The organism is Kitasatospora sp. NEAU-69, from assembly GCF_057158765.1.
This window is the reverse complement of the sequence record NZ_JBWXUE010000014.1, coordinates 169,093-186,053: the sequence shown is the minus strand read 5'-3', so window position 1 is coordinate 186,053 and position 16,961 is coordinate 169,093. Positions and strand designations below refer to the sequence as shown.

18 protein-coding genes are annotated in these 16,961 nt (G+C 70.2%); 10 read left to right on the top strand and 8 right to left on the bottom strand.

Annotated features, from left to right (window positions below; all coding sequences use genetic code 11):
* Window positions 1–2 precede the first annotated feature (2 nt).
* The 3 genes from AC060L_RS18520 to AC060L_RS18510 all read right to left on the bottom strand — a co-directional run bounded on the left by AC060L_RS18520 (window position 3) and on the right by AC060L_RS18510 (window position 2,276).
* Window positions 3–956: a GlxA family transcriptional regulator gene (locus AC060L_RS18520; protein WP_483799888.1), complete on the bottom strand. Its 954-nt coding sequence runs from the start codon at window positions 954–956 to the stop codon at window positions 3–5.
* Window positions 953–1,537, bottom strand: a complete 585-nt coding sequence (locus AC060L_RS18515) for a cysteine hydrolase family protein (RefSeq protein ID WP_483799887.1) — start codon at window positions 1,535–1,537, stop codon at window positions 953–955. The genes AC060L_RS18520 and AC060L_RS18515 overlap by 4 nt, the downstream gene beginning before the upstream one ends.
* An 85-nt stretch (window positions 1,538–1,622) precedes the next feature.
* A complete protein-coding gene (locus tag AC060L_RS18510) occupies window positions 1,623–2,276 on the bottom strand; it encodes a ScbR family autoregulator-binding transcription factor (protein WP_483799886.1) in 654 nt (217 codons plus the stop codon).
* A 331-nt stretch (window positions 2,277–2,607) separates the two neighbouring features.
* On the opposite strand from AC060L_RS18510, the gene AC060L_RS18505 reads away from it, so the two are divergent.
* On the top strand, window positions 2,608–3,384 hold the full coding sequence (locus tag AC060L_RS18505; protein ID WP_483799885.1) for an HAD family hydrolase: 777 nt from the start codon (window positions 2,608–2,610) through the stop codon (window positions 3,382–3,384).
* Window positions 3,385–3,417: 33 nt separating this feature from the next.
* Here AC060L_RS18505 and AC060L_RS18500 read toward each other — a convergent pair whose 3' ends face one another.
* Entirely contained in the window at window positions 3,418–3,810 is a 393-nt protein-coding gene (locus AC060L_RS18500) for a PPOX class F420-dependent oxidoreductase (protein ID WP_483799884.1), read from the bottom strand.
* Between the two features lie 93 nt (window positions 3,811–3,903).
* Window positions 3,904–4,893 carry a helix-turn-helix transcriptional regulator gene (locus tag AC060L_RS18495; protein WP_483799883.1) on the bottom strand — a complete coding sequence of 330 codons (990 nt, stop codon included), beginning with the start codon at window positions 4,891–4,893 and terminating at the stop codon, window positions 3,904–3,906.
* 187 nt (window positions 4,894–5,080) lie between these two features.
* Here AC060L_RS18495 and AC060L_RS18490 point away from each other — a divergent pair, with 187 nt between their 5' ends.
* On the top strand, window positions 5,081–5,638 hold the full coding sequence (locus AC060L_RS18490) for a hypothetical protein (RefSeq protein ID WP_483799882.1): 558 nt from the start codon (window positions 5,081–5,083) through the stop codon (window positions 5,636–5,638).
* A 176-nt stretch (window positions 5,639–5,814) separates the two neighbouring features.
* On the top strand, window positions 5,815–6,003 hold the full coding sequence (locus AC060L_RS18485) for a hypothetical protein (RefSeq protein ID WP_483799881.1): 189 nt from the start codon (window positions 5,815–5,817) through the stop codon (window positions 6,001–6,003).
* Between the two features lie 285 nt (window positions 6,004–6,288).
* Here AC060L_RS18485 and AC060L_RS18480 read toward each other — a convergent pair whose 3' ends face one another.
* On the bottom strand, window positions 6,289–6,417 hold the full coding sequence (locus tag AC060L_RS18480) for a hypothetical protein (protein ID WP_483799880.1): 129 nt from the start codon (window positions 6,415–6,417) through the stop codon (window positions 6,289–6,291).
* A gap of 58 nt (window positions 6,418–6,475) precedes the next feature.
* Here AC060L_RS18480 and AC060L_RS18475 point away from each other — a divergent pair, with 58 nt between their 5' ends.
* The 4 genes from AC060L_RS18475 (at window position 6,476) to AC060L_RS18460 (ending at window position 11,328) form a co-directional block, all read left to right on the top strand.
* Window positions 6,476–7,882: a CHAP domain-containing protein gene (locus tag AC060L_RS18475; protein ID WP_483799879.1), complete on the top strand. Its 1,407-nt coding sequence runs from the start codon at window positions 6,476–6,478 to the stop codon at window positions 7,880–7,882.
* A 141-nt stretch (window positions 7,883–8,023) separates the two neighbouring features.
* On the top strand, window positions 8,024–9,454 hold the full coding sequence (locus AC060L_RS18470; protein ID WP_483799878.1) for a PLL family lectin: 1,431 nt from the start codon (window positions 8,024–8,026) through the stop codon (window positions 9,452–9,454).
* Between the two features lie 179 nt (window positions 9,455–9,633).
* Window positions 9,634–10,155 (top strand): hypothetical protein, encoded by a 522-nt coding sequence (locus AC060L_RS18465; protein ID WP_483799877.1) that lies wholly within the window; start codon window positions 9,634–9,636, stop codon window positions 10,153–10,155.
* Window positions 10,156–11,328 carry an MAB_1171c family putative transporter gene (locus AC060L_RS18460; protein ID WP_483799876.1) on the top strand — a complete coding sequence of 391 codons (1,173 nt, stop codon included), beginning with the start codon at window positions 10,156–10,158 and terminating at the stop codon, window positions 11,326–11,328. It begins immediately after the preceding gene.
* 10 nt (window positions 11,329–11,338) lie between these two features.
* Here the strand turns inward: AC060L_RS18460 and AC060L_RS18455 are convergent, their stop codons facing one another.
* Both AC060L_RS18455 and AC060L_RS18450 read right to left on the bottom strand, forming a co-directional pair.
* Entirely contained in the window at window positions 11,339–13,411 is a 2,073-nt protein-coding gene (locus AC060L_RS18455) for an NACHT domain-containing protein (protein WP_483799875.1), read from the bottom strand.
* On the bottom strand, window positions 13,408–13,848 hold the full coding sequence (locus AC060L_RS18450) for a hypothetical protein (RefSeq protein ID WP_483799874.1): 441 nt from the start codon (window positions 13,846–13,848) through the stop codon (window positions 13,408–13,410). The genes AC060L_RS18455 and AC060L_RS18450 overlap by 4 nt, the downstream gene beginning before the upstream one ends.
* A gap of 160 nt (window positions 13,849–14,008) precedes the next feature.
* Between AC060L_RS18450 and nth the strand changes: the two genes are divergently transcribed.
* From nth to AC060L_RS18435, 3 genes are all read left to right on the top strand, one after another.
* Window positions 14,009–14,869 carry an endonuclease III gene (gene nth, locus AC060L_RS18445; protein ID WP_483799873.1) on the top strand — a complete coding sequence of 287 codons (861 nt, stop codon included), beginning with the start codon at window positions 14,009–14,011 and terminating at the stop codon, window positions 14,867–14,869.
* Window positions 14,866–15,546 carry an NUDIX hydrolase gene (locus tag AC060L_RS18440; RefSeq protein ID WP_483799872.1) on the top strand — a complete coding sequence of 227 codons (681 nt, stop codon included), beginning with the start codon at window positions 14,866–14,868 and terminating at the stop codon, window positions 15,544–15,546. Before nth ends, AC060L_RS18440 begins: the two co-directional genes overlap by 4 nt.
* Window positions 15,547–15,622: 76 nt before the next feature.
* Window positions 15,623–16,807 (top strand): MarP family serine protease, encoded by a 1,185-nt coding sequence (locus tag AC060L_RS18435; protein WP_483799871.1) that lies wholly within the window; start codon window positions 15,623–15,625, stop codon window positions 16,805–16,807.
* Window positions 16,808–16,961: the final 154 nt, after the last annotated feature.

Below are 16,961 nucleotides of genomic sequence, written 5' to 3'. Positions count from 1 at the left end.
GCTCAGTGGCCGGTACTCAGGGTGCTCGCGGTGCTCAGGGGGCTCTCGCCCCGGGCGGCCGCCCGCAGCCGGCGCAGCATCCGCGCGTCCTGGAAGCCGACCGAGTGGGCGGCCGACTCGACCGTCGCACCGTGCGCGATCAGGTACTCGGCCCGTTCCAGGCGCAGCTCGTGCTGGTAGCGCAGCGGGGTCAGCCCGGTGGCCTCGGCGAAGCGGCGGGTGAGCGTCCGTTCGCTCACCCCGGCGACGCCGGCGAGCTCGGCCAGCCGCAGCGCGCTGCCGAACTCGGCGTCGATCAGGTCCTGCACCCGGTGCACCGCGTCCACCAGGTGGGCGCGGTGCCGGAGCATCGCGCTGGCCTGCTGCTCGTCACCGTTGCGGCGGGCGTAGACCACCATGTCCCGGGCCACCCGGGCGGCGGCCGAGGGCCCGTGCCGGGTCGCGAGCAGGTGCAGCGCGAGGTCGATGCCGCTGGCGATGCCGGCCGAGGTGACCACCCGCTCGTCGACCACGTACAGCACGTCGCGCACCACGGTCGCCTTCGGATAGCGGGCGGCGAGCGCCTCCTGCACGTCGTGGTGGGTGGTGCAGCGGCGCCCGTCCAGCAGCCCGGCCAGGCCGAGCGCGTCGGCGCCCGCGCAGATGCTGGCGACGGTGCCGCCCGCCGCGTGGTGCTCGACCAGCCGGCGCAGCGTCGGCCGGCCGAGCGCGACGCTGGTCAGCGGCGCCGGAGTCCGCCAGCCCGGCACGACGACCAGGTCCTGCGGCGTCAGTTCGGGCCAGTCGGTGGCCGCCCGCAGCGCGAGGCCCTGGGCGGTCGGGACGTCCTCCTGCTCGGCCACGTAGCTGATCCGGTAGCCGAGGCCCAGGTCGGCCGCGGTCGAGAAGACCTGGGCCGGCCCGGCAAGGTCCAGCAGATGCAGCGTCGGCACCAGCAGGAAGACGACCTGCGTCACGATCCGGTCAGCTCCTTGACGGTGGCGATGCGGGCGAAGCGCCCGGCCAGCGCGTACTCGGTGCGGGCGATGATCTCGTCCGTCCCCAGGGTCCGCGGGTCGGCCAGGATCTCGGCCAGGGTGCGGCCTTCGGGCGCGTCCCGGTGCTCGATCGGGCTGGTCGCGGTCGCGTCGGTGACGAAGGTGACGCCGTAGCCGAGGTCCGAGCCGACCCGGGTGGTCGTCTCGCAGCACTGCTCGGTCCGGATCCCGCTGATCACCAGCTCGCGGATCCCGCGCTCGGTCAGCTGCTGCTGCAAGTTGGTGGTGGTGAACGCGTTGTGCGAGCTCTTGGTCAGCACGGGCTCGCCCGCCGCCGGCGCCAGCCCGTCCATCAGCCGGACGTGGCCGAGCTCCGGGTCGAAGACGTTGCCGCTGCCCGGCTCGCTGTGCAGCACCCAGACGACCAGGTCGCCGGCGGCTCGGGTGGCGTCCACCAGTCGGTTCACCTGGCCGACGATATCGGGGTTCGAGATGGCGGCCCAGTTCGGCAGCTGGAGGAAGGAGTTCTGGACGTCGATGACGATCAGTGCGCTGTTCATGGCTTCATCCTGACGCCTCGACAGGCCCGCCGCGAAGGCCCGATCGGGGCTGGAAGCGGACGGATCCGGTCACGGGTGCCCCGGCTCATGTCGGCGTCTCGCGCTGTCCCGGGAGCAGTGCGGCAAGCGTCTCCTGCACTCGCTCCGTCACGTCCGCGTAGCCGTGCAGGACCCACGAGATGTGCTGCGCGCCGAAGAAGGCGGAGACGAGCACCCGGGCCAGTTCGTCCGGGGTCGTGCCCGGCGGCAGTTGGCCCTGGGCCTGCGCCTGGGTCAGCAGCTCCGTGACGACGGCGGTGAAGTTGACGAACGGTGTCGGCAGGCCGCCGACCAGCAGGAAGTGCTCCATGTGCAGTCGGACCGCTGCCTGGAACACCCGCTCCTCGCGCAGCGCGACCGCCACCCGGGTCAGCAGCTCCGCGGCGGCGGCGAGCGGCGGCAGCGGCAGGCACCTGACCGAGTCGGCCAGTCTGGTCAGGCCGGCGAAGTACTCCTCCGAGACCGCGGCGGCGATGGCTTCCTTGTTCGTGTAGTGGAAGTACAGCGCACCCTTGGTCACGCCCGCCTGGCCGGCGATGTCGAGGAGCGTGACGTGGGAGAACCCCTTCTGCGCGAAGACCTCGGCGGCAGCGTGCAGGATCTGGTCCTGGGTGCGCACTGCCCGCTGCTGCTTCAGCCCTCGGCGGCGCGTGTCGGGTCGCGGCCCGGCGGGGGTGGACTCGCTGGGGTGGGTGGTCACGATTCGGCTCCTGCTGGTGTCTTTCGACGGCGGCACTGTCGCTCCTGGAACATACCGTCGGCGTGCCGTGCTTTGCCCCGGTTGTCATGAAGTGTGCCTGCTCAGAGCGCTTCTGACGATGGCTTGGGAGGACCGATCAAGCCCGGGGGGACGGCAACCTGCGTATACGCCTGAAGGGTTGAGCGAAACATACCTACGGCAAGGTTTCAGGTGTTATCGTGCTTCCCGGCCGGCTCCAGTGGCCGGGAAGCACCGCCTCGCGAGTGCGGCCTGAGCGCAGCTCGATCGGGGTCCGGGGTCGACTACGCCGTCTCGATGGGGGATTGGGACCGTGAGCGTTCGCGGGGATGTTCGGAACGTGCGGGCGGCGATCCCCACTTCGCGAACCGACCGGGCCGCGGCGTTCTTCGACGTCGACGAGACGCTCATCTCCGCCAAGTCCATGTTCGAGTTCCTCCGCTTCTGGCTGGAGCGCAACGGGGACGACGGCAGCGCGTACCGGCGAGAGGCCGGCGCACTGCGCGAGATGACCGCCGCCGGCGTACGCCGGGAGGACGTGAACCGCGCCTACTACCTGCGCTATCGGGGAGCCCGCGCCGCCGACGTGCTCGCGGCCGGTCGGGACTGGTACGCGGGCTACCGGCAGCGGCCGGACGCGTACGTCGCCGCCGGCCTCGCGGCGCTCACCCGGCACCGGTCGGCGGGGGACGCCGTCGTCCTGGTCTCCGGCTCCTTCCACGCCTGCCTGGACCCGGTCGCCGAGGACCTCGGCGCGGACCGGGTGCTCTGTGCCGAGCCGGAGGTGGACCAAGCCGGGCTGCTCACCGGCGAGCTGGCCGTACCGATGATCGGCAGGGCGAAGGCCGACGCCGTCGCCCGGACGATCGAGGAGCTCGGCCTGGCCGCCGGCGACTGCTCCGGATACGGGGACCACGTCAGCGACCTCGACATGCTGCGCGCGGTGGGACACCCGTCGGTCATCGGCGACGACCCGGCCCTCGGCGCGCTGGCCCGTGACCTGGGCTGGCCGGTGCTCTCGTCCACCACCAGCACCAGCACCAGCACCAGCACCAGCACCACCACCGCCACGCGCCTGCCGGGGCGTTAGGCCCCGGCAGGCACTCGCCCGACTCCCGCTCCGTCAGCCCATGCTGCTGATCTTCTCGGGCTCGATCACGAAGATCACCCGCACCTGGTCGCGGCCGCCGTACCAGGGGTACGGCTTGCCGAGGTACCTCTGCGACAGCTTCTCGATGTGCTCGACCGCGCCATCGGTGGTCACCTGCAGCACCCGGCCTCGCACCTGGAAGTAGCGCGAGGGGTTGCCCGGGTCGGAGACGGCCACGGCCACGCGCGGGTCGCGCGCGATGTTCCTGGTCTTCAGGTGGGTCTGCACGCTGTTGATCAGCACGTGCTCGCCGTCGGTGTCGACCCAGGTCTGAGTCAGCTGCGGCGAGCCGTCGGCCATCGAGGTGGCGAGGTAGCAGGTGCTCGGCGAACGCAGCAGCTCGAGCAGTTCCTCGGGCAGGGGCACGGCAGTCTCCCGGTCGATCGGATGCCGCGCACGCTCGGCGGCTCAGCAGGGCTGTGGCGCAGCATACGTGCCACACCCCGCCGGTTCGGCTGATCAGTCGAGCCAGCCGCGCTGTGCTGCCTTGAGGCCGGCCTCGAAGCGGCTGGACGCGTCGAGCTGCTCCATGAGTGCTGCCATCTGGCGACGGACACTGCGCACCGAGATGCCGAGTCGCCGGCCTGCCACCTCGTCGGTGAGGCCCGCCGCGAGGAGTTTCAGCAGTTGCTGTTCGCCGTTGTTGAGGCCTGTGCCGGCGTCCTTGGCCCGGTCGGCCCCGAGCGGGACTGCGGCATCCCAGGTCTGCTCGAAGAGGGCGACCAGCGAGGTGACGATCCCGGGTTCGGTGGTGCACAGGGCACCCGCCTTGGTGTTGGCCGGATCGATGGGGACGACGGCCAGCGCGCGGTCGAAGACGAGCATCCGCGGCGGCAGCGTCGGGCAGGTGCGGACCTGGCTGCCCCGCCCGGTCATCCAGCGCGCGTAGCCGAGGGTCGCGGAGTCGCGGCGGGCGCTGTCCTGGTAGAGCGTCAGGAGTGCCACGCCCCGGTTCATCGCCGCCTCGTCCAACGGGCGGGAGGCGTCGAGGCTGCTCTGGGACTGTGCGCCGCCGGGCATGACCGCCAGGCACTCCTCGCTGACCTCACGGGCGAGAATCTCCAGTTTCGCCTGGATGGCGTCCAGTCCGACCAGCCGCTCGGTGCTCGAAGTGGGCGCCCCCGGGCGCAGGTTGGCGTACTCCGCGATGGCCCGGGCCGCGGCGGCCCGGTTGAGTTCGAGCTCCCGCTGGCGGCGCAGGAGTTCCTCCTCCTGCCGCCTCAGGATCAGTTCGAGCCCGAGTTCCGGGCTGACCGGGCGCAGCGTGCCCGGCGCGTCCAGCGAGGTGCGCAGCAACTGAAGGTCCGCCAACTGGTCCAGGGCCTCGCGCACGGCGGTCTCGGGCAGGCCCAACTGTGCACCGAGATCCGCGACACCACCCTCGGGGTCGGCGAGCATGGCCCGATAGACGGCCTCGCTGACCCGGTCCAGCCCCAGCATGTCCAGCATCGATCCACTCCCCGATCGTGGCGATTTTAATCGCCTCCCGAGAATAGGGTTTGCCCTCTACTTGATCAAGTGGTTGTGGCAGTGGTCGATTGACCTGGAGACTCCGGCCGGCAGGGCTGACTACTATAATCGCCATCACCCTTGGCGGTATCGTGGTCCGCCAAGCGATAAGAGGTGGGCGGCAAGGGTGAACGCAGGCGACGTACCGGGGCGCCAGGGCTTGGGCTCCGACCTGCAGCTCGACCGCGCCCGCAGGATCGCGAGCCGGCTCGACGGCCTGATCGCCCGCGAGGCGGCCAGGGCCGACGGACGAGCCCCCGGCTACCGCGAGCTGGCGGACCGCATCAACCAGCTCGCCGGACGTGGCGTCATCTCCAAGGACACCATCCGCAATCTGCACCAGGCGACGAACCAGAAGGGCCAGGCGCCCAACCCGACCGTCGAGACGCTGGACTGGCTGGGCCTGGCGTTCGGCATCCGCGCCGGGGCCGGCTACTTCCTGGACGACGCCAAGGCCGCCGCGGTGGACGAGCAGTTCCGGGCCCTGGACAAGCTGGCGGGGCTGCGCGGTGCCTTGGGGAACGCGGAGGTCGTCGGGCTGGCCCAGCGGGCGTCCGGCCTGTCCGACAACAGCCTGCACATGCTGGTCGCACTGGCCGACCGGCTGAAGGCCCTGGAGGAGGACGCGGCGGCGCGATCCGAGCAGAGCGGTCGTCAGCATGGCTCCCAGGACACTGCGTCCTGATCCTGCCAGGCAGCTTGGTGATGCTCCGCTGCCCTTCCTGGGGGCGGTCGGCGCCAGCAGGATGGTGATCACCGGAACGGCGGCGGGGGCAGCGCTCCTGCCGGGCCACAAGGCTCGGAGCCAGCCCGCCCCGGTCGACCAAGTCCGCTCTGCTCACTGACTGTTGGGGTACCGCCATGTCCAGGACCGTCCGTCTGCTCGCCCTTGCCCTCCTCTCCGCGGCCTTCGCGGGCGTGGTGACGCCGCTCGCCGCCACCAGCGTCGCCATGTCCAGCCCCGCGGGCATCGGCTGGGACGGTGTTCGGGCGACGGCCGGCGCTCCGGTCACCGGCACCGTGTCGGCCAACGGCATCGGGTGGGACTGAGACAAGTGCTGCCCGTCCGCCTCATCTTGACGCTGACGGGGACGGGAACGGACGAGCCCGCCGGGGACCGGATCCACATCCTCGAAGACGTCCTGTGGGCACATGCGACACCTGAACACGCTGTGGAACACCTGCGGGTCCGTCCCATCCCCGTAGGGGCCGGGATCGGGATCGGGGTCGTTCTCTTCATTCGCGCGGCCACCGAGGAAGGTGCCTGGGCCAAGGCCCGAGACCTACTGGCCACCGCGCTCACCTCGGGCGGCATCGGGATGGACGGATACTCCGTCACCCTCCACCCCTGACCAGGCTGTTCCGGCCGTAGGGCTGCCCCCGGCCGCAGCGCTCCTCGTTGACCTCGTCGCGCCGGTCCGACGTCTTCGCGCTCTTCGACTCCACCGAGTCAAGCCACGTCACCCACGTCACCCACTTCATTCACTGCACCCACTTCATCCACCGAAAGAGGAGCACCACCATGTCCGCTCGCGGAATCCGCCGTACCGTCAACGCCGCCCTCGCCGTTGCCGCCATCACCTCGACGGCGCTGCTCGCCGGCGCCGGTGCCGCCTCCGCCACGGTCGGTACGACCATCGTGGGCATCGCCTCCGCGAACCTCGGCAACTCCGGGAGCAGCGTGAACAGCGCCGGCGGCTCCGGCTACTACAACAGCGCCAACGAGGAGTGGTGCGCCGACTTCGCCAAGTGGGTGTGGGCCCAGGACGGGGTGGACGTCACCGGCCTCGACTCGGGGGCCGGAAGCTTCGCCACCTACGGTGCGGGCCTGCAGAGCATTCCGCACGTCGGTGATGCCGCCGTGTTCGGCTACAACGGTGCCGGCTGGGCCGCGCACGTCGCCATCGTCACCTCCGTCAACTCGGACGGCAGTGTCAGCACCATCGGCGGCAATCAGGGCGGCGGCCGGGTCACCCGCGGTTCGATCAGCGCGAGCGGGTACTACGGCAGCCAGCACGTCAACGGCTACGTCAGCCCGATCGGTGGCCGTGACAACTCGCCGACGACGACGGGCAGTGGCGGGCTGACGGCTGCCGCGACGGGCAGCACCGTGCACCTGGAGCTGATCGGTTCGGACGGCGCGCAGTACAACAACGACGGCAACTACGCGTCGGGTGCCTGGTCGACCTGGACGAAGATGGACTCCTCGAACCTGAAGTCGATGGCGAGCGTGACCATCGGCAGTGTCGACCACATCTTTGCGGTGGCGGCGGACGGCGGGGTGTACACGCGGGACGCGGACTACTCGGCGGGTACCTGGTCGAACTGGACCCTGCTGCCGGGCGGCGCGGCCGGCGCGAAGGCGGTCACCGCGAGTGCGACCGGCAACGTGGTGCACCTGGAGATCATCGGCGCCGACGGCGCGATGTACAACAACGACGGTGACTACTCGGCCGGCACCTGGTCGACCTGGACGAAGATGGACAGCTCGAACCTGGTCTCCATCTCCAGCGCGGCGACCGGCAACACCAACCACGTCTTCGCCGTGGCCGCCGACGGCGGGGTGTACACCCGGGATGCGAACTACTCGACCGGGACCTGGTCGAACTGGACCCCGGTGCCGGGCGGCGCGACCGGTGCCAAGGCGATCTCGGCGGCGGCTTCCCCGACCACGGGCGTGGTGCACCTGAGCCTGATCGGTTCGGACGGCTCGCTGTACGACAACGAGGCGAACTACTCGGTGGGGTCCTGGTCGAGCTGGACGAAGATGGACAGCTCGAACCTGAAGTCGATCACCAGCGCGGTCACCGGCAACACCAACCACATCTACGCGGTCGCCGCCGACGGCGGGGTGTACTCCCGCGACGCCAACTACGACACCGGCACCTGGTCCAGCTGGACCCCCGTCCCCGGCGGCGCCAGCGCCTGACACCGCGGCAGCCGTAGCCGCGACTCTCCCGACTGCCGCCTCGCCGAAGCCCCCGCCGTTCCCTCGTGAGGATCCGACCGGAACGACGGGGGTATCCGCTGCCCGCAGGCCGCCCACGACCCGCCGAAGGACGCCACTTCCATGCCCAAGCACCTCCAGCGCACGTTTTCCGCCCTCGTCGTCACCGCTGCCCTGGCCGGCGCGGTGACCTCCGCCACCAGTCCGGCGTACGCCAGTCTTCCCATGGCTTCCTGCGGCACGGTCACCAACGCGGACGGTACGATCGCCGCCAATCTGAACCAGGTACTCACCGGCACCATGCAGAACGCGATGACTCCCTACCGCGTCTCCTGCGCGCAGGCGATAGTCAACGCCTCCCGGGCCCGAGGCCTTCCGGACCGGGCCGCGGTCATCGCCGTCACGACCGCCATCGTCGAATCGAACCTCGACGACAACCCGAACGTCATCGACAACACCAGCGTCGGCCTGTTCCAGCAGCTCAGCAGCTGGGGCAGCACGGCCAACCGGCTCGACCCCACCTGGTCCACCAACGCCTTCCTCAGCGCGATGCTCAGCAAGTACCCGAACAACTCCTGGCAGACCCAGGCGATCGGCGTCGTCTGCCAGGGCGTCCAGGTGTCGAGCTACCCGGACCGCTACCAACCCCAGGCCGCCGACGCCCAGCTGATCGTCAACGCCCTCACCACGCCGTCGACGTCGGGCAGTGGTGCGCTGACCGCTGCCGGGACCGGCAGCACGGTGCACCTGGAGCTGGTCGGTTCGGACGGTTCTCAGTACAACAACGACGGCAACTACAGCACCGGCCAGTGGTCGGCCTGGACGAAGATGGACAGCTCCAACCTGGTCAGCATCTCCAGCGCCACGATCGGCAACGTGGACCACGTCTTCGCGGTGGCCGCTGATGGCGGGGTGTACACGCGGGACGCGGACTACTCGGCGGGTACCTGGTCGAACTGGGTGCTCGTCCCCGGTGGTGCTTCGGGTGCCAAGGCGGTTTCCGCGTCCGCGTCCAACGGTGTGGTGCACCTGAGCATCATCGGTGCCGATGGTGCCTTGTACGACAACGAGGGCAACTACACCACCGGCCAGTGGTCGGCCTGGACGAAGATGGACAGCTCCAACCTGGTCAGCATCTCCAGCGCCACGATCGGCAACACCAACCACCTCTTCGCGGTGGCTGCTGACGGCGGTGTGTACTCCCGCGACGCCAACTACGACGCCGGTACCTGGTCCAGCTGGGCACCCGTCCCCGGTGGTGCTTCGGGTGCCAAGGCGGTTTCCGCGTCCGCGTCCAACGGTGTGGTGCACCTGAGCATCATCGGTGCCGATGGTGCCTTGTACGACAACGAGGGCAACTACACCACCGGTGCTTGGTCTACCTGGACCAAGATGGACGGCTCCAACCTGAAGTCCATCGCCAGTACCACGATCGGCAACACCAACCACCTCTTCGCGGTGGCCGCTGACGGCGGCGTGTACACCCGCGATGCCGACTACGACGCCGGTACCTGGTCCAGCTGGGCACCCGTCCCCGGTGGTGCCAGCGCCTGACGGAAGTTCAGCGAGTGCGTGTCCGCCCTCGGGCGGACACGCACAGCCTGCGTGACGACCGGCCTGGCGTCCCGTCCGACCCCCGCCTTCGGCTCCCGGCACCCGTGTCAGCGATACTGGGCGCCGCCGACGAGACTGCTGGTCTTGCCAGTACCTACTCACCGGGAAGATCCTCAGTCATGCCGCTTCCGCGAGGCCTGCGCCGACGGTGTGAGAGCATCCTCGCCGACCTCGTGCTGCCGGCCCCGCTCACGGTCGAGGGGTTCCGTGCACTGCTCGAGGAGCGGCGCGGCAGGCCCATCGCGATGGAGCCGATGACCACGGTGGGCAGCGGCGCGCCGTGCGGCTTGTGGGTCGCGCTCCCCAGCGTCGATGTCGTGATGTACGAGCAGCGCACCAGTCCGGCGCACCAGGAACTGATCATGTTCCACGAACTCGGACACGTCCTGCGCGACCACGCCGGGACGGTCAGCCTCGTGGATCTGGCGGACCAACTCCCTGACCTCTCGCCCGAGCTGATCGCCCAGACCCTCGGCGCGGGGCGCACAAACTTCGACACGGTCGAAGAGCAGGAGGCGGAGATGATCGCCCTGCTGCTGGCCGATACGGCGGCGCGGGACCGGGCCGCGGCAGGCGTCTCCTCCGTCCTGGTCGAGAGCCTCTCGTGCCCGGTTCGCCCCCGCCGCTGGAGGGACCGGTAAGTGCGTTCCGTCTTCGAAATCCTCGTCCCGGCGCTGCTCTGGGCGGTCGTCGTCTGGCGGGCGCCATCGGCGCTTCGGGCGCCCTCTTCCCGGTCGATCTGGGGCGTCATGGTCGCGTTTGCCGTCGGCTACAGCACCCGGCTCGGTCCCGTCGACCGGCTGCTCGTCTCCGGCACCGGACTCGCCGACGCCTCCCTGCTGGCCAAGCACCTCGCCGGGCTGGCCGGCCTCTGCTGCATCCTGGGCTACCTGGCGGCCGTCGACGACCGGGGCACCATCGCCAGGACCCGGCCGTGGCCCTGGTACGCGGCGGCCGTGGCGTGTGCGGTGGTCATGTCGGTGTTGTTCGTCTGCTTCCTTCCGCACGACGGCGGGCAGTACGACATCGACGCCCACTACGGATCCCCGTGGGTCAAGACGTACTTGGGAGTCTTCTACCTGTTCCAGGGGGCGTGTGCCGCCGCGGCGGCAACGGTCTTCTGGGCGAACCGGAATTCGGTCCCGCCCGGGCTGCTCCGTTCCGGCGTGCGGTTCCTCGGCGCCGGCGCGGCGACGGGCTTCGTCTACGCCGTGTACCGGGCGGTCTTCGTGGCGGTCACCGGGAGCTGCCCGATCGACCCGCGCACCGGTACGCCCCGGCCGCTCACCGACACGGCCTCGGAGCTGCTGCCCGCCGTCACGGTCTTCCTCGTCGTGCTCGGGCTCTCGCTGCCGCCGTGCCAGTCCCTGCTCCGTTACGCCAGGGACCAGGCCGCGCTGTGGAGGCTCTACCCGATGTGGTCCGACCTGGTCGGCGTCGTACCGGACGTGGTGTTCGGCACCCCGACAAGTCGAGTCCGCGACCTCTTCACCCTCGGCGACCGGACCCTCGACCTCGCGCACCGGGCCTTCGAGATCCGCGATGCCGCTCTCGCACTGCACGGCTCCAGCACTGACGACCCGCCCGCCGATCAGGGACCCGCACCGGTACCTGCCACAGCCGACCTTGAGGCCGCCTGGCTTCGTGCCGCGATCCGGAGTCGACGAGCGGGCCTGCCGATCCCGCCGCACCCGGTGGAAGCCGACTGGACGCAGGCAGAGCGAGGACCTGCCGAGGAGGTCGCCTGGCTCCTCCGAGTCGCGGCGGCCTACGGGCCCACCGACACGCACGCGATCCTCAAGCGTCTTCCGTGAGCCGGTTTCCTCACCGCCCTCCGGTCTGAGCCAGCCGCTCCTGCAGTCGGGAGTGGCGGAACTGGTACACCGGGCCCACCGTCCGCAGGAGGTTTCGGCGCCTGGCGTCCTCCAGGAACCCCATCAGCCGTACCGGAGTGCCCTCGCTGGCGGCGAGCTGAACGGCGGTCAGTGAGGTGGCGATGGCGAGGTTGTTCACCGGCCCGGCCAGCAGCAGGGCGAACATCCCCGGGCCCAGGCCCGTGAGCAGACCGCGCCAGATCCCGTAGCTCCACATCGCGGGAGCCATCGTGACCAGCGCCGTCGCCAGCCCGACCAGCAACGCGAGCACCAGTTTCAGATGCGTGTGATGCCGCCATGCCTGGAGCGGGCTGACCGATCGAGTGGCGATGACCGCCAACGGGCTGAACCGCCGCCGGAAGCCCCGCAGAGCTTTCTCCGACCCCATGGAGAGGTAGTTGCCGACCATCAGCTCGCGCCCGCAGCCGGCCATCAGCATCACGGCGATCCCGACGCCGAGCGAACCGGCGAGGCCGGCCCAGATCGGAAGGCCCAGTCCGGCGACATGGTCTTCCACATCGAGGACGGCGCCCAGCCCGATCCAAACCGCGACCCCCAGGGTGATGGTGGCCCGGTTGAAGATGTCATGCCGACCTGCGCTCGGCAGCTTCTTGACGCCGCGGCGCGCCGAGCTCAGGAAGTACGTGGTGACCCAGGCGATGATTCCGGCGCCCAGGCCGTACCGGACCGCGCCCCAGTGGCCGTACTCGCGTGTCCCCCACATGCTCGGGGCGGTGGCGAGTGCCTCGAACACCCCGGCCACGGTCGCGACCACGACCGCTCGGAACTTCGGGTCGGTCCAGCTGGGGATGTGCCACCACCGCAGCTCGTTGACGCCCTCACGGGTGAGCTGGACGGCCAGGTGGCGCAGGGTCCGCTGGGCGACATCGAAGGAGTACCGGGAGCGGTGCCGTCGGTCGGAGGCGTAAGCCGAACCGATCAGCTGGTCGAGCAGGTGGTCCTCGATGGACCGGGCAGTGCGGAAGCGGCTGGTGTCCAGCAGTTCGCTCACCCTGCGGTCGGCACTCTCCGCGTAGACCTCACGGAGCAGGCTGATCATCAGCGGCGTCTTCAACGCCTTGGCCACGGCACTGCGGGGGGCGTTGGACAGCTGGTGGACCAACTCCTTCCAGTCCGCCGGTGTCGGCTCGGGTAGACGCTGCAGCAGGTAGTCGGTCGCGTCCACCGGGTCCACCGGCTGGAGCTCCAGTGCGGCGGCGCCCGGCAGTCGCTTTCGTCGCGCCGCGCCGACCGCTTCGTCCGAGCGGGATACCAGAACCAGTCGGAAGGGCGCCTGTTCGAGCTGCGGCAGGATGGCGGCGCGGAGCCTGCCGCTGACCTCGTCGAAGCCGTCCAGGAACAGCGACACCCGGTCTGTTTCGAGCAGTTCGCGCGCACGCTCCAGGCTGTCCCGACCTTGGATGTACTGGCCGGCGAGTCGGCTCGCGGCCCATTCGGTCAGGTCTGTTCCGGGATCCCAGCCGTGCAGGTCGAACATCACCGGTACGGGGATCCGGGATCGGCGGTGTGGGTCGGCCTCCTGCCGGTACCGGAGCGCGTCGAGCATGAGCAGCACCGCGGCCGACGACTTGCCCACGGCCTCGCCACCGATCAGGAGCAACCGGCCGGAGGCCAGGGCGCCGTACACCCGGTGGAGCTCGCCCAGACCGCCACCTGCGCGCAGCTCATCGGTGGTGACCGGCTGCAGACCCGGCAGCGGAGGGAATCGGGCGCGGCCGCCCTCCATGGTCGAACCGTCAACGCGATAGGTGACCTGCCGGGTCGTCAGCTCCCACCTGACCTTCAGGGAGTCGGTCTCCAGCCGGCGGAGATCGGCCTCCTTCCGCCACCCGCCGTACACCTCGTCGGCCAGGTCATCCGCCAACTTGTCGAGCGGGCGCTGAGTCGTGAGGAACGAGACGTGCTGGACGTTCTGGTTGCCGATCTGAATTGCCGCGTTCTCGAGAAAGGTCGCGCCGGCCAGAGCGCCCTCGTGGTCCCCGTCGCCATCGGGGACGGTCACTTCCTGGGCCCGAAGTTGACCGTCTGCGTGTTGTGGTTCCCGACCTGGATGTTCGAGTCCCCGTGGAACGTGTTGTTGGAGACCGCGCCCGTCCGGGTGTCTGCCTGTGCGGACTGCTCTTCTACCAACTTGCGTAGCTCGTCAGTGACTTGGGCGAGCTCGGTCTCGTCGAGACTCTCCAGGAACATCTCGAAGCGGGTCTGCCAGGAAGACTCCTGGCGGATCCGGACCTCCTGGGACTGGTCTCCGCCGGCCGCTTCCAGCGCCGCAGCGGTCTGATCCAGCCGTTCGAGTTCGGCCTGTACGCGCTCGGGATGACGGCGGCCAAGGATCTTGGCAGCCCCCGATTTGAAGCCCTCCCACGCGTCGGTACCAGCAGCTTTGACCACTTCGGTGCCACCGGCCATGGCCAATGCTGCCAACGCCTCCGTGAGCATCTCCGCCCCCTCTGTCCGCAGATCTGTCCTTGACGCACCATAGTCAGGCGCTGCTTGCGGGACTTTGTGCGCAACAGACAGGACCGGCTTCGGTCAGCTGTGATCGGAACGCCGGCCGGAGCCGCTGCCCACGCCTGGCTCAGCGGCGTAGCCTTCGTGCATGGCAGAGAGCAAGGTCCGTAAGGCCGCGCCGGCGGCGAAGGTGGTCGTGAAGCCGAAGAAGCCGGAGTCGCACCTGGCGATGGTGCGGCGGGCGCGGAAGATCAACCGGGCGCTGGCGGAGCTGTACCCCTATGCGCACCCGGAGTTGGACTTCGAGTCGCCGTTCGAGCTGCTGGTGGCCACCGTGCTGTCGGCGCAGACGACGGACCTGCGGGTGAATCAGACGACGCCGGCGCTGTTCGCGAAGTACCCGACTCCCGAGGACATGGCGGCTGCCGTACCGGAGGAGTTGGAGGAGATCATCCGGCCGACCGGTTTCTTCCGGAACAAGGCGAAGTCGCTGATCGGCCTCTCCATCGCGCTGCGCGACGACTTCGGCGGGGAGGTGCCCGGGCGCCTGGAGGACCTGGTCACGTTGCCGGGCGTCGGCCGCAAGACGGCGAACGTGGTCCTCGGGAACGCCTTCGGGGTGCCGGGGATCACCGTGGACACGCACTTCGGGCGGTTGGCGCGGCGGTTCGGCTGGACGACGGAGGAGGACCCGGTGCTGGTCGAGGCCGTGGTCGCGGAGATCTTCCCGAAGTCGGAGTGGACGATGCTCTCGCACCGGGTGGTCTTCCACGGGCGGCGGATCTGCCACTCGCGCAAGCCCGCCTGCGGCGCCTGCCCGATCGCGCCGCTCTGCCCGTCGTACGGCGAGGGCGAGACGGATCCGGAGAAGGCACAGAAGCTGCTGAAGTACGAGATGGGTGGTCAGCCCGGGCAGCGGCTGCGGCCGCCGGCCGACTTTCCGGGGGAGGCCGCGGCCCGGGCCGCAGCAGGGGATCCGGTCGGCGAGACGGAGGGGGGAGCCGTATGACGGGCAGGAGCGAGGTGTCCACGGCGATCGTCCGTGACGGCCTGCCGGACTGGCTGCTGCCGGTGCGTGAGGCGGCGGAGACCGTACGACCCGAGCAGCTGAGCAGGTTCCTGCCGCCGGCCGAGGGCGGCCGGCACTCCGCGGTGCTGCTGCTCTTCGGTGAGGGGAAGTCGGGGCCGGACCTGCTGCTGACGGCCCGGTCGCTCGCGCTGCGGTCGCACGCCGGCGAGGTCTCGTTCCCCGGCGGGACGCTGGACTCGGTGGACGGTGACCCGCTCGGGGCCGGCCCGGTCGCGGCGGCGCTGCGCGAGGCGGCGGAGGAGACCGGGCTGGACCCGACCGGTGTGCAGGTCTTCGCGACGCTGCCCGCGCTCTACATCCCGGTCAGCGACTTCGTGGTGACCCCGGTGCTCGGCTGGTGGCGCGAGGAGACCCCGGTGGCTCCGGTGGACCCCGGCGAGACCGGTGCGGTCTTCCGGGTGCCGATCGCCGAGCTCGTCGATCCGGCGAACCGCGGGCGGTACCGGCATCCGTCGGGGTTCAGCGGGCCGGCCTTCGACGTGGCCGGGCGGGTGGTGTGGGGCTTCACGGCCGGTGTGATCGACCGGATGCTGCACCACAGCGGACTGGAGCGGCCCTGGGACAGCTCGCGCATGATCACGATGCCGGTGGCGTGAGGCCGGAAAGTTCCCGAAACGGGTGGGTTGCCGGGTCCGCTGCCGGGCAGAAGTGGGTCCATGGGAGGGTGGCAGGGTGAATGTGCTGGATCTGCTGCTGCTCGCCGCCGCGATCGGCTTCGCCGTGTCCGGATACCGGCAGGGTTTCGTGGTGGGCATCCTCTCTGTGCTGGGCTTCCTCGGCGGTGGGCTGATCGCCGTGGAGCTCCTGCCGTTGCTGCTGAGCCACCTCAGCCCCGGTACCACCGCCTCGGTGGTCGCCGTGGTCGTGGTGATCGTCTTCGCGGCGGTCGGGCAGGCGGTCACCACCCAGCTGGGCTGGAAGCTGCGCGGACGGATCGGCGGCAGTCCGGCGAAGGCCATGGACGCCTTCGGCGGATCCGTGGTGAACGTGCTGTCGATGCTGCTGGTCGCCTGGCTGATCGGCTCGGCGCTGGCGGGCACCTCGATGCCGACGGTCTCCAAGCAGGTCCGTACCTCCAAGGTGCTCGGCGGGGTGCAGGAGGCACTGCCGGCCGACGCGCCGAACTGGTTCTCCGACTTCAGCAAGGTGCTCTCGCAGAACGGGTTCCCCCAGGTCTTCAACCCCTTCGAGCACGAGCCGATCACCGAGGTGGAGGCGCCCGACCCCTCGCTCGGTGACAGCCCGGCACTCGCGAAGGCCCGGCAGAGCCTGGTCAAGGTGGTCGGCACCGCGCTCTCCTGCGGCAAGACGCTGGAGGGCAGCGGCTTCGTCTTCGCACCGCACCGGGTGATGACGAACGCCCACGTGGTCGGCGGCGTCGACGAGCCGACGGTGCAGATCGGTGGCGCCGGGCAGCTCTACGACGCGACCGTGGTCAGCTACGACTGGCAGCGCGACATCGCGATCCTCGAAGTGCCGAAGCTGAACGCACCCCCGCTGGCCTTCGCCGGTGAGGCACGGACGAACGACAGCGCGATCGTCGCCGGGTTCCCCGAGAACGGGGCGTTCAACGTCCAGCCCGCCCGGATCCGCGGCCGGATCCAGGCCAACGGGCCGGACATCTACCACCGCGGCCAGGTGGTCCGGGACGTCTACTCGATCCGCTCGCTGGTCCGCCAAGGCAACAGCGGTGGCCCGCTGCTCACCCCCGACGGCGAGGTGTACGGGGTCGTCTTCGCGAAGTCCCTGGACAGCGCCGACACCGGCTACGTGCTGACCGCGGCGGAGGTCAAGCCCGACGCCACGCAGGGCGTGACGGCCAGCAGCAGGGTGGACACCCAGGGCTGCGCGCTCTGACGTCCCGCTGCAGCCTTCCGGGTCGGCTTTCCGGTCGGCTTTGCGAGCGGCTTTCCGGGCGGGTTTCGGGGGCCTGGTTTTCTTGATCGGATTTGTGATCTGACGGCGGCTTCGTTTCCGGCGTTCCGTCAGCTCCTCCTGGTAGCGTCGGCGG

Coding starts and splice junctions, on each gene's coding strand:
- AC060L_RS18515 (WP_483799887.1), bottom strand. CDS start 1,537: ATGAACAGCGCACTGATCGTCATCGACGTCCAGAACTCCTTCCTCCAG.
- AC060L_RS18495 (WP_483799883.1), bottom strand. CDS start 4,893: ATGCTGGACATGCTGGGGCTGGACCGGGTCAGCGAGGCCGTCTATCGG.
- AC060L_RS18485 (WP_483799881.1), top strand. CDS start 5,815: ATGTCCAGGACCGTCCGTCTGCTCGCCCTTGCCCTCCTCTCCGCGGCC.
- AC060L_RS18475 (WP_483799879.1), top strand. CDS start 6,476: ATGTCCGCTCGCGGAATCCGCCGTACCGTCAACGCCGCCCTCGCCGTT.
- AC060L_RS18470 (WP_483799878.1), top strand. CDS start 8,024: ATGCCCAAGCACCTCCAGCGCACGTTTTCCGCCCTCGTCGTCACCGCT.
- AC060L_RS18465 (WP_483799877.1), top strand. CDS start 9,634: ATGCCGCTTCCGCGAGGCCTGCGCCGACGGTGTGAGAGCATCCTCGCC.
- AC060L_RS18450 (WP_483799874.1), bottom strand. CDS start 13,848: ATGCTCACGGAGGCGTTGGCAGCATTGGCCATGGCCGGTGGCACCGAA.
- nth (WP_483799873.1), top strand. CDS start 14,009: ATGGCAGAGAGCAAGGTCCGTAAGGCCGCGCCGGCGGCGAAGGTGGTC.
- AC060L_RS18440 (WP_483799872.1), top strand. CDS start 14,866: ATGACGGGCAGGAGCGAGGTGTCCACGGCGATCGTCCGTGACGGCCTG.